Below are 10015 nucleotides of genomic sequence, written 5' to 3'. Positions count from 1 at the left end.
CTTCACTAACTCCAACACGGATGTCTGGTAATATCGCAGTTCCACCAGTACTGGAATTTTGTCTTGTATCCCTTCATCCCCCAACAATCGCACTAAGGCTGTGGATTTACCGGACCCCGGACGTCCTACCAGTAAAACATGCTCCGCAGCATACTTCCGCAATCCTGCCAGCACAGGCAACCGCTCAGTTTCTTCCCGATTCTGGTCTCTTTCTGGCTGCTCGGACTTGATGGTTTGCACCATCAGGTTAAAGTTAAACAGCCCAGGAGTCTGTTGCTGCTGCTTGGGCTTACGGTCTTCGACATCGGTGAGGGTATAAACGTGCCACCATTGGGCGTACTCTTGACGGATTGATGCTAGATAGGGATCCCAAGTGACCATCTTAAAGGTTGAAGGTTAATTGGTTGAAGGTTGAAGGTTGAAGGTTGAAGGGAACAGGGAGTAGGGAATCGGGAATCGGGAATCGGGAATCGGGAATCGGGAATCGGGAGTGGGAAAATGCGATCGCTAAATGAACTGTAGAATAATCAACTCTATTCTAGACACAAGAAGCTAGTAAACTCTGCCAGGTCTAGTGGCCGGAACCCCAAACCCGACCTTGATCAGAATTCGAGGGATAGCGCTGGGTTCTCAATTATATTTCAGATATCAAAGCAAAATGCTATAGCAATTCTGATACTCATCAGGTAAACAGGATTTCTTCCCGACTCCCGACTCCCGACTCCCGATTCCCGACTCCCGATTCCCTACTCCCTACTCCCTACTCCCTACTCCCTGCTCCCTCTAACAACTGCTATACAATAGAACGGAATTGGCTGATTCAACAGGAGACACTAAGCTAATGCGAATGCTACACACAATGCTGCGAGTCGGCAATCTTGAGGAATCGATCAAGTTTTACTGCGATGTCCTAGGCATGAAGCTGCTCCGTCAGAAGGACTTTCCAGGGGGAAAATTTACCTTAGCATTTGTAGGCTACGGGGATGAATCTGACAACACAGTTATTGAACTAACTTATAACTGGGGGGTTGATCAGTACAACATCGGGGATGCTTTCGGTCATATTGCTCTTGGTGTAGACGATATCTACCAAACCTGCGACCAAATTAAATCTCTTGGTGGTAAGGTAGTGCGGGAGCCAGGACCGATGAAGCACGGTTCAACAGTGATTGCTTTTGTGGAAGACCCGAGTGGATACAAGATTGAACTGATCCAACGCAAAGATCAGGAGTCTGCCCAGAAACCAGAAGCGACAGCAGTAGCTGGGTAATAACTATCGGGAGTCGGGAGTCGGGAATCGGGAATCGGGAATCGGGAGTCGGGATAAGAAAATTGAATCTAGCTGGTAAGTATGGGAAACCCTATAAAAATGTTTCCCATCTCCCCATCTCCCTATCCTCATAAGGGTAGGTTTTTTACAAAGGGGCGAGTAGGTACTTTGATTACGTATAAATTCCTCAAAATATGTATCAAAATACACACTAGTTTCCGGGATAATTCTCCCCATTTCCCGCTCTTCCCCTCCTGGGAGGGGTTAGGGGTGGGTTCCGATTCCCGACTCCCGATTCCCGACTCCCGATTCCCGACTCCCGACCCAAATGTAAAAAACCTACCCCTGTGAGATCTCCCTATCTCCCCATCTCCCTATCTCCCCATCTCCCCACACTCTTACTCCTGTTCCCTATTCCCTTTGAAAAATGATCCCTCAAGCATCTACAACAAAAGGCTGGGCGAATGCGATCGCAAAACCCGCAACTGAATTTCCGCCTACTGCCCTCCCGGTCATCTCTGGCAAAATTCCAGAAGGGTTGCGAGGTTCTCTGTATAGAAATGGTCCTGGACGGTTAGAGCGAGGTGGTGTAACGGTTGGACATTGGTTTGATGGTGATGGGGCAATTTTAGCAGTACATTTTACCCCTGCTGGTGCCACAGGAGTTTATCGCTACGTCCAAACCTCTGGCTATCAAGCAGAAGCAGCTGCTGACAAATTACTGTACCCCAACTATGGCATGACAACACCAGGACCAATCTGGAAACGCTGGAGTAAGCCAGTTAAAAATGCTGCCAATACCTCAGTGCTACCATTACCTGATAAATTGTTAGCCCTCTGGGAAGGTGGTCATCCCCATGCCTTAGACCTGCAGACCTTAGAAACCAGAGGCACTGATGACTTATCTGGCCTAGGCAAAGGAGCAAGCTTTTCTGCCCATCCCAAGATTGATCCCAAAACTGGAGAGATTTTCAACTTTGGACTGACCCCTGAACTTAATAGCAGACTCAACATTTACAAGAGCAACTCCACTGGCAAAATTATCCAACAAGGGTCAGTACAGCTAGAGGGTTTCCCCTTCATCCATGATTTTGTCCTCGCAGGGCAGTATCTAGTATTTTTTGTACCCCCAGTGCGAGTGAATTTCCTGAAAGTAGCTCTAGGTTGGTGCAGCTATGGTGATGCTATGGAGTGGCACCCAAATAAGTCAACCCAAATTATTATTGTAGACCGTGACAGCCTTAGTGTAGTCAGTCGCGGTGAAGCTGAACCCTGGTATCAGTGGCACTTCAGCAATGGCTATGTGGAGAAAGATGGCTTGATCGTGATTGATTTTGTCCGTTATGGTGACTTTCAGACCAATCAGTATTTGAAAGAAGTTCCCACTGGTCAAACTAAAACCAAAGCGAAAGGAACCCTTTGGCAAGCCCGACTCAATCCTGACACTGGTCAGGTAGTGCAGTTACAACAGTTGTTCGATAGAAGCTGTGAATTTCCTGTGGTGCCGCAACAGCGAGTAGGACAATTCTCATCTCATACTTATCTATCACTACATCGCGAAGTCGTCGATATTAGTAAAGAATTGCATGGTGCAATTGGATGTTTTGAGCACAAAACTGGCACCTTGATTGTGGCTGATTTAGGGGAAAATCGCTATCCCTCGGAACCAGTCTATGCACCGGATAGCCTGAATCATGACCAGGGTTGGATATTAACAGTTGTGTATGACGGAAATTCTGATACCAGTGAAGTGATGGTATTTAGTAGAAACACCCTAAATCAAGAACCTATATGTCGTCTGGGATTACCAAAGGTTATCCCCTTCAGCTTTCATGGTCAGTGGAAATCCAGGTAGTAATATTTTTAATTTACCTGATAAATTAACCTGAACTGTAGCTATTAATTAATGCAGTATATAGCCATTTTTTTAAGGATAAAGGATTTCAATTTAAACAATCAGAAGTATCTCGTCGTCCGGTTCCTGGAGGACAACTTTCCTCCTCTAAAGCTAGTAATTGCTGTTCAACAGAATCAGACTGGTATCCCTTTCGAAAACTAGACTTACCTAGGTAAAAATTAATACCAACAGTAACTAGTAGAGTAGATAACAAGATATAGCTTTTAAAACCCATTGTGGTGACCTTGCTCAAAGTTTATACTCATTACTTCAAAACTTTCCCAGCAAAATCAGCAAAAAAAGTCAATAAATAGAAAAGGATTGTTTATAAGATAAAATCACCGTTTTTTTGCTAAAAAAAATAATTTATTAACTTATTTTTATAAAAATTAAAACGATAAATTTAGGTATATTTTAAATAGTTTAAAAGTTAAAATACGTGTATTTACGGATACTATTAAATAGTTAAACCAGGTAAAGTAAGCATAAAAAAATCTGGTTAATATAGCGTTTATCAGAGTAATGAAATACACAGGATTTGTTCCCTACGCCCTACTCCGAAGCTCCCTGCTCCCTACGCCCTACTCCCTGCTGCCTTTGAGAAATTCTATAGATAAATTCACCTTTGCCATAGGGATCAGAAAAAGGAGTAGGTTTGAAAATTTATAATTAGAGGAGATCCCCTGATCCAATCCTTAGCTGTTTAACGTAAGATGACCTCATTTCCCCGCCGCTACCATATCACCACCTTTGGCTGCCAGATGAACAAAGCCGACTCCGAGCGGATGGCTGGCATCCTGGAGGATATGGGCTTCCAGTGGTCAGAAAATCCCAACGAGGCTGACTTAATTCTCTACAACACCTGCACGATTCGAGATAATGCTGAGCAAAAGGTTTATTCCTACCTAGGAAGACAGGCAAAGCGCAAACACCAACAACCAGACCTGACCCTGGTAGTAGCGGGTTGTGTGGCACAACAGGAGGGAGAAGCACTGCTGCGGCGAGTTCCAGAAGTTGATTTAGTCATGGGACCGCAACACGCCAATCGTTTGGGGGATTTGCTAGACCAGGTATTTGATGGCAACCAGCTAGTTGCTACAGAACCAATTCATATTGTTGAAGACATCACTAAACCAAGACGGGACAGCAGCATTAGCGCCTGGGTAAATATAATTTATGGGTGTAACGAACGCTGCACCTACTGTGTAGTCCCCAATGTCCGAGGTTTAGAGCAATCCCGTACCCCAGAAGCAATTCGGGCAGAAATGGAGGAGTTAGGACGGCAAGGGTATAAGGAAGTCACCCTGTTGGGACAAAATATTGATGCTTACGGACGTGACTTACCAGGAGTGACTGAATCGGGGCGGCATCAGCACACCTTGACAGATTTACTGTATTATGTTTCCAATGTCCCAGGGATTGAGCGGCTCCGTTTTGCTACTAGTCACCCACGCTACTTTACAGAACGGCTAATCCGCGCTTGTCACGAGTTGCCGGAAGTGTGCGAACATTTCCACATTCCCTTCCAATCTGGGGATAACGATATTCTCAAAGCTATGGCACGGGGCTATACCCACCAGAAATATCGCCGTATTATTAATACCATTCGGGACTATATGCCCGATGCGTCCATTAGTGCCGATGCGATTGTGGGCTTTCCTGGGGAAACGGAAGCACAATTTGAGAATACCCTAAAACTAGTAGATGATATTGGCTTTGACCAGCTCAATACCGCTGCCTATTCTCCTCGTCCTGGCACACCAGCCGCATTGTGGGAAAATCAACTCCCTGAGCAGGTCAAATGCGATCGCCTTCAACGTCTCAACCACCTGGTTGCGGTAAAAGCAGCTGAGCGATCGCAACGTTATCTGGGACGGATTGAGGAAGTGTTGGTAGAAGACCAAAATCCCAAAGACAAGACTCAAGTGATGGGCAGAACCAAAGGAAATCGTCTGACGTTCTTCACTGGGGATATTAATCACCTGAAAGGGGAGCTAGTTCTAGTTAAAATTACCGAAGCTCGTGCCTTTAGCTTGACTGGTGAGCGAGTAGAGGAATAGGGAATAGGGAGTCGGGAATAGGGAGTCGGGAGTCGGGAGTCGGGAGTCGGTAGTCGGTAGTCGGGAGTCGGGAGTTGGGAGTCGGGCGGGGGTAGGTAAACTACCCTGATCAGGTAGTTTACCTACCCCCTTAAAAATAGAAACTGAAACTATAGCAGTCGAAGTAAAGGTTAAAACATAATTTCTGCTCCCAGATCCGCTGTTTCCGATTCCCGATTCCCGATTCCCGATTCCCGATTCCCGATTCCCGATTCCCGATTCCCTATTCCCTTTAAACCAAAAACTATGTCCTAAACTATACTTCCGTTGCTATCAAAGATGTTTCCTAATCTTCCCGCTGGAAGAAGCAAACCACATCCCGTATGTAAAAATCGTTATAGAGGTCGCCAGCAGAGGGGTTGGGCAAATCTACGGCTTCAACCTCCAGCTCATTATCGCCGTCCTTGAGAATTCCAGCACCAATGTTAATGATTTGGGTAAACCAATGCTTCGGATTAGCTCCCTCGTAGGAGTAGATCTTCCCTACACTTTTACCATTGATTTTGACCTCTGCATCACTGTCGGTTGCTGTCAATCCTTTAACCATCAACATCAGGATCGCAGCCCCGCCCTTGTAGCGTCCCCCTGTGTTGAAGGTCTTGTTCCAGAGGCTAGCACCACCATCGCCAATTCTGCGATTGATATCTCCCTGGATCACCACAAAGTTACCGGTGACTAGTTTAGTAGACGCAGTTGCTTTCTGTTCCATAGCTTGTTGCCTTCTTGTTTGTAATTATCTACTTATATCAAGTTATAAGCTAGTTGGTAAGCATATGCGCTACTTGAGGTGCTACTTGATATGCAATCAGCTATCAGCTTATGGGCTATGGGCACGCTTTTGTCAATTGTTTAAACGTTATCTTACACTCAAAGGTTAAGACACATTAGAATTATCCTGTTAGCATTCAGCATTCAGCTGTCAGCATTCAGCTGTCAGGTTTCCGTAACTCAAATTAAACTAATGTCTAACTCTTTTATTGAACGCACATCAAGTAGCCTCTTTCAGGGGTGACAAGCAGCATTCCGCGCCTTATATCATGTCAGGATAATTACCCTTAATAAAAATCTCCCTATCTCCCCATCTCCCTATCTCCCTATCTCCCTATCTCCCTATCTCCCTATCTCCCTATCTCCCTATCTCCCTATCTCCCTATCTCCCCACACCTCCCACCCTCTCCTTAATATAGCAGAAGTCAGAAGTCAGAAGTCAGAAGTCAAACTCTTGCGCTTACTTAGGTTTGAGACTTTTGTCATGTCCGCGCCTGCCCTGGCGACTGCTATAATTATCGGTATTCAACCAGACTTGATATTACTGGGTGTGGGGTGTGGCCGGGAGCCGCACTGTTAACAAAAAGGCACCTATAAATTACTAGGTGCCTTGAGCAGACCAAAAACTATAAACTATCAACAACTATTGACTGAAGTTCCCCAGTACACATGTACTAAAGAAGTCCGAAAGTACTGCCAATTCTAGCTTTGAGGGTTGTATAACAATAGTATTACTGGGTACAGACTGACTTGGAAAACGACTGAACCTATTGCTATGAATAAATTATAGCTTACTCGTGCATTGAAGGGTGTACAGTGTTGCCATTCATTTTAGCTTGTCGCGACAGTTCAATGCAACTCCTCCGCCATGTAAAAACTTGTTTTTGGTTAGCGTACGCACTACAATTAAGGGTAATTATCCCGACATGATATCAGAAGTCATAATAATTGATTTTCCAGGAATTTTTAAGATAAATTGGCCAAAGAATCCACGAATCGTTCTGTCTCCTCCTACTAACCTGGCTGAATTATTCTGATCACAACTGAATTATAGCGGTTATCATACTTATGAGGTACACAGGATTTTTTCCCTCTTCTCTCTTCCCTACTCCCTACTCCCTACTCCCTACAACCTGCTCCCTTTAGTACTCATTTTGATACCGATTTGATAAATCGATTCATAATTAAAGCAGCGATAAAACCAACTCCAACATGAAATAGCACAAACACGACACTGTAAGTCAAGCAAGGTGTAACACCAGCGCTGGGGCAATCTAAGGATTCTTTCGGGTCGATAATAGACTCTACCGGTTTACCAGCGGTTTGGGAAGAAATACCACTAACCGCTAAACCAGTACCGACCAGGGCAATCCAACGTTCTAATTGTTTTTCTCGCGCTTGATCAGCCTTCTCCTTATCTCTGAGGGCTTTTTCCAAAGCGCGATCGCATTCTGCTTGCTCAATGTCCACAATGCCTCGGATACTACCAAGCATCTGGTCAAATAATTGCTGACCGGGTTTGAGATAATTCAGGTCGGTTTTAATCTGTTTTTCAAACCGTTTAGTTCTTTGGTTGAGGAAGTCTTCCAAAAACTTGATAGTATCGTCTTCCAGACTATGTTCACAGATTTTGTTTAGCCAGTAGTCATAGTTGTGGTCATTGGTAGCGATCGCATTTTTGTGATCCTCCATGTCTCGCAGATAACCAGCATACTCAAAGGTCTTGGATGGCATCTCGGTCAGTTTCTGCTTCAGTTGCTCTAGCCGTGTGTCTCCCTCCGTTGGCAATGCCTTGAAGCCTTGAACCTCTTGTTCCAGTTGGCTATAGAGTCCTCTAGTTTGGCGATAACACCAACGGGCTTGATCATAAGCAAACAGGATTTTACTGCGACAGCACAATAGATTGAAAAAAGACAAAGACGTCTTTTCAACCAGTTTTAAGGTTTCTGGGTTACGGTTTAACCAGACCAGAACGTGACATTGCTCCGTTGGTTTCTCTTTACCGTTGTCATAGGCAAAAATTGGGCTACCAAATAACTGCCCAGATGCGGTAAATTGGGGTTTTTGGTCGGTTCCCTGCAAAAAAGCATCCACACAGGCATCGGCTAACGTTCTATCCTCTTCGGGAGTGCCCACTGGTTCGCCATAGAGCACTAAGGTTTGTCCTAAAGAAGCTTGAATGTTGCTGGCTAGGAGGCACCCTTGGGGATTGAAGTGACTAAATTCACTGGCTGCAACGGTATTCTGGCAAGACAGGGTTAGGTCAAGGGCATAAGTATCATGAATTTTAACCGGATCAACCTGGACGGTTAGGGGAGAGCCTGCTAGTTGCAGTGGTGCAGTGTAGGTTTTGTCATCATCATCTAATAGTTCTATGTAACGGCTTGCGATCGCTGTTTGGCTGGAAGGGGATAGTATTTTTTCCGGTAAAGATTCCAGGTCTGGGATACCTAGGGGTTCGCTGAGCTTAGCACAGTGTTGCCACAACTGATCCGCATCCTGTCGCAACTGTTCCGGTTCTTGACTTAAGTCTTGGCAGAGATGAAACCCATAAAGGGTGACGCTGGGGTTTTTGAGTCGCAAGGCGGTATCACTCATCAGCCTTTGGGATTTTTGGGTTTTTCGGTTTCTAGGGGAGTACTCTGACGCAGAGCGTTGAGTACTTCTTCTTTCAGATCATTTTTTTCATAGTCTGCTTTGGCTTCAGGAGTAGGGAATTTGCCTCCAGGTCCTTTTTCAGGAATTGGTTTACTACCAACTAAAACATTTAGAGCATCGTTAATAACTGGATTAGATTTACACCAGTTCTCAATCTTATTTAATAGTCCCTCCACATCATGATTAGATAGGGGAGTAATTATCGCTTCCAGTTCATTCCGATGCTGTTCAGAAAAAAGCTCTGCTTGGCTGTTGATTAGCTTGATAAAATTTCTTATTGCTTGAATCTCATATTTCATAGTCTTAACTCCTATTGATCAATTGCACAAAATGCTGCCCAATGGTAAGGTTTTTCAAAAGGCTTATCGCTGGGTCTTAGATACTTAAAATCATCATTATTCGAAAGGGGAGCACTCAAAAACCGCTTTTGATAACTCTTTATAGATGAGCTTTCAATCCAGAGTAATAAATTTTCCTTTGTTACATCCCGCAGCCAGAGTTGCGCTTGGTTAAGGGCAACTGCTAAGGACATTTGGGAGTTTAGCCAATTATCATAAAATTTAATCATTAACAATGCTGTCGATAAATCGTTTACCTTCCACAAGCTACTAACCACTGCTGGACTCCCCGCCACTAGAAAACCACTGGGTAAACCAATGTATTCATCGCTAATGTTGGTGTAATCAATCAGTCCTGTTTCACAAGCAGAAAGGGTGACCAGGCGACATTGTTCTAATTTTAACTCAAAGACATCATCGATAGTCAAACATTTCTCTAGGTCATAGTCTTCATCTTCTACTCGTAAATAGCGCTCCGAATTGGGTTCAGCAGAGGTCGGCTGATGGGCATTGGCCAGAATTAGAGCCGATTTCCGTGGTTCTTGGTAATTAAAGTAACCGTGACAGCTAAAATGTAAACAGTGGTAACTGTTGAGAGCTTTGCTATCTATGGCGGCTTTGGTGGCATCGTTTTCCACAAGAACTTCTGTATCTGGTGGTGGATTGAAGTAGCGTTTAACTACGTCTACTTCGATAGGAGTGTAATGTAAATTATCAGCGGAATTTTGAACTGCAAACAGGTGGGTAAACTCTTCTGGGCGTTTTCTAGTTTGAACAAGTTGGAGTAGTTGACAGCTAGGAGCGTAACTTACCCCTGCTGGAAACCGATCCATTATAATTCTAGTTTTACCTTCTCCCCAGGGCTATTTCATTCTAAATATAAACAAGATATGGTATAATTGAGCGCAAATTTAGTCTAATCCATCTACTCTTGTGTCTCAAATCGCAATTATAGAAGCCTTTGCAGAGCTCGAAGACCCTCGTC

The 10015-nt window shown here is 44.5% G+C and carries 11 protein-coding genes and 1 pseudogene; 5 read left to right on the top strand and 7 right to left on the bottom strand.

Features of this window, described 5'->3' with window-relative positions:
* Positions 1-381 (bottom strand): annotated as a pseudogene (locus F6K49_RS30590) (hypothetical protein); the annotation flags it as partial.
* A 460-nt stretch (positions 382-841) separates the two neighbouring features.
* Between F6K49_RS30590 and gloA the strand changes: the two are divergent.
* Positions 842-1270, top strand: coding sequence for a lactoylglutathione lyase (gloA, locus tag F6K49_RS30585; protein ID WP_293072152.1), 429 nt, complete (start codon positions 842-844; stop codon positions 1268-1270).
* 3 nt (positions 1271-1273) lie between these two features.
* Here gloA and F6K49_RS30580 read toward each other — a convergent pair whose 3' ends face one another.
* Entirely contained in the window at positions 1274-1402 is a 129-nt protein-coding gene (locus F6K49_RS30580; RefSeq protein WP_293019757.1) for a hypothetical protein, read from the bottom strand.
* Between the two features lie 36 nt (positions 1403-1438).
* Between F6K49_RS30580 and F6K49_RS30575 the strand changes: the two genes are divergently transcribed.
* The gene (locus F6K49_RS30575) at positions 1439-1621 is read left to right on the top strand and encodes a hypothetical protein (protein ID WP_293102673.1); all 183 of its coding nucleotides are present in this window, start codon (positions 1439-1441) and stop codon (positions 1619-1621) included.
* Positions 1622-1697: 76 nt separating this feature from the next.
* Positions 1698-3125 (top strand): carotenoid oxygenase family protein, encoded by a 1428-nt coding sequence (locus tag F6K49_RS30570; protein WP_293102670.1) that lies wholly within the window; start codon positions 1698-1700, stop codon positions 3123-3125.
* An 88-nt stretch (positions 3126-3213) separates the two neighbouring features.
* On the opposite strand, the gene F6K49_RS30565 is transcribed toward F6K49_RS30570, so the two are convergent.
* Positions 3214-3402, bottom strand: a complete 189-nt coding sequence (locus tag F6K49_RS30565) for a hypothetical protein (RefSeq protein WP_293072155.1) — start codon at positions 3400-3402, stop codon at positions 3214-3216.
* 287 nt (positions 3403-3689) lie between these two features.
* On the opposite strand from F6K49_RS30565, the gene F6K49_RS30560 reads away from it, so the two are divergent.
* Positions 3690-3836 carry a hypothetical protein gene (locus tag F6K49_RS30560; protein ID WP_293019759.1) on the top strand — a complete coding sequence of 49 codons (147 nt, stop codon included), beginning with the start codon at positions 3690-3692 and terminating at the stop codon, positions 3834-3836.
* Between the two features lie 44 nt (positions 3837-3880).
* Positions 3881-5227: a tRNA (N6-isopentenyl adenosine(37)-C2)-methylthiotransferase MiaB gene (miaB, locus tag F6K49_RS30555; RefSeq protein ID WP_293019760.1), complete on the top strand. Its 1347-nt coding sequence runs from the start codon at positions 3881-3883 to the stop codon at positions 5225-5227.
* Between the two features lie 325 nt (positions 5228-5552).
* On the opposite strand, the gene F6K49_RS30550 is transcribed toward miaB, so the two are convergent.
* From F6K49_RS30550 to F6K49_RS30535, 4 genes are all read right to left on the bottom strand, one after another.
* On the bottom strand, positions 5553-5975 hold the full coding sequence (locus tag F6K49_RS30550; RefSeq protein WP_293019761.1) for a hypothetical protein: 423 nt from the start codon (positions 5973-5975) through the stop codon (positions 5553-5555).
* A gap of 1208 nt (positions 5976-7183) precedes the next feature.
* A complete protein-coding gene (locus tag F6K49_RS30545) occupies positions 7184-8632 on the bottom strand; it encodes a hypothetical protein (protein ID WP_293029613.1) in 1449 nt (482 codons plus the stop codon).
* Positions 8632-8991, bottom strand: a complete 360-nt coding sequence (locus F6K49_RS30540; RefSeq protein WP_293029617.1) for a hypothetical protein — start codon at positions 8989-8991, stop codon at positions 8632-8634. The genes F6K49_RS30545 and F6K49_RS30540 overlap by 1 nt, the downstream gene beginning before the upstream one ends.
* Positions 8992-9002: 11 nt before the next feature.
* Complete coding sequence (locus F6K49_RS30535) at positions 9003-9863, bottom strand: CHAT domain-containing protein (RefSeq protein WP_293102665.1); 861 nt, start codon at positions 9861-9863, stop codon at positions 9003-9005.
* Between the last annotated feature and the right edge of the window lie 152 nt (positions 9864-10015).

The sequence above is a fragment of the Moorena sp. SIO3I6 genome, from assembly GCF_010672095.1.
The sequence above is the reverse complement of the archived record's forward strand: the minus strand, read 5'-3'. Positions and strand labels throughout refer to the sequence as shown.